The organism is Streptomyces sp. NPDC101165, assembly GCF_044768135.1.
In the GTDB taxonomy this organism is placed as follows: Bacteria; Actinomycetota; Actinomycetes; order Streptomycetales; family Streptomycetaceae; genus Streptomyces.
On the sequence record NZ_JBIWPG010000056.1, the window covers coordinates 1 to 1,752 of the forward strand.

General features: G+C 70.5%; 1 protein-coding gene. It reads right to left on the reverse strand.

The genetic code is table 11. The annotated features are described in order from the left end of the window. On the reverse strand, positions 1 to 1,752 hold a 1,752-nt coding region (locus ACIRVH_RS46430), incomplete at both ends, for a condensation domain-containing protein (RefSeq protein ID WP_403967166.1).

The window sequence follows — 1,752 nt, forward strand, 5'->3', positions numbered from 1 at the left end:
GAAGAACCCGACCAGATCGGACAGAGCCTCATCCGTACGACCGGCGATCGGCGCACCGATCGGGATGTCCTCACCGGCCCCCAACTGATGCAGCAGCACGGCGAGAGCCGACTGCAAGACCATCGACACCGTCGAGCCGGTGCGCTGGGCAAGTTCCTCGACCGCCGACACCAGTTCGGTGTCGAGGGTGAAAGCGACCGAGTCGCCGTCGTGGCGGGCCACGGGCGGTCGGGGAAGGTCGGTCGGTAGGTCCAACGGCGCGGGGCAGTCCGCCAGTTCGTCGCGCCAGTACGCCGCCTGCGCGGCCGCCACACTCTCCGGGTCCGACTCGTCACCGAGCAGCTCGGACTGCCACAGGGCATAGTCGGCGTACTGCACCGGCAGCGGCTCCCAGTCCGGCGCCGCCCCGCCGTCCCGCCGTGCCGAGTAGGCCGTGACGAGGTCCCTGGCCAGCGGTCCGGCCGATCCACCGTCGCCCGCGATGTGGTGGAGGACCAGGACGAGCCGGTGCTCTTCGGGACCGAGGCGGAACAGGCGGGCTCGCAGCGGGATCTCCGAGGCCAGGTCGAAGGCGTACGTCACGGCCTGCCGTACCGCCTCGTCCAGTTCGTGCGGGGACACGTCGACGAGGGTGAGTTCCGGCGACACCTCGTGCGCGGGGAGCACCCGCTGGAACGGCACCCCGTCCTCGTCCTCGACGAACACGGTCCGCAGACTCTCGTGCCGGACCACCACATCCCGTACCGCCGCAGCCAGCGCCTGTACGTCCAGCGAACCAGACAAACGGAGTACCGCTGGGATGTTGTAGGTGGCGGAAGGACCCTCGAACCGGTCGATGAACCAGAGTCTGCGCTGCGCGTACGACAGCGGCAGTCGCTCCGGACGGTTCTCCGTACGCCGCAGCACGGGGCGTACGCGCGCTCCGGCCGGCAGATGCGCCATCAGCTCCGCAGGGGTGGAAGCGTCGAACACCGCGCGAATGGGCACCTCGACGCCCAGCACACCGCGGATACGGCCTACCAACCGCACCGCGAGCAGTGAATCCCCACCTAGCTCGAAGAACCGGTCGTCCATACCGACCCGGTCTCGGCGTAGGACCTCGGCGAACAGGTCGGCGAGTGCCTGTTCCGTCGCGTCGGACGGGGCGCGGTAGACGGTCTCGGTGAACTCCGGCTCGGGCAGGGCGGCCCGGTCCAGCTTGCCGTTGGCCATCAACGGCAGGCGCTCCAGCATCACGAACGCGGACGGCACCATGAACTCCGGCAACCGCCCGGACACGAACGCCCGCAGCTCGGCCTCCAGGGCACGGACGTGCGTGTCCCCTTCGCTCACGCTGTGACCGGTGTCGGCCGGTACGACGTAGGCGAGGAGCCGGGTGCTGTCCCCGCGGCCCTCGCGAGCGATGACAGCGGCCTGCGCGACGGCCGGGTGAGAGGTCACCACCGTCTCGACCTCGGCCGGCTCAACCCGCTGACCGCGCACCTTGACCTGGGCGTCGGCGCGGCCCGCGTACTCCAGCACGCCGTCGGCCGTCCACCGGGCCAGGTCCCCGGTGCGATACATGCGGTGCCCGGCAGGACCGAACGGATCGGCGACGAAGCGCTCTGCCGTCAGCCCGGGCCGGCCGTTATAGCCGCGCCCCACCGCACCCGCCACGTACAACTCGCCCACCACACCCGGCGGTACCGGTGTCAGACCCGGCCCCAGCACGTAGGTGCGCATGTTGTCGATCGGCACACCGATCGGGACGCC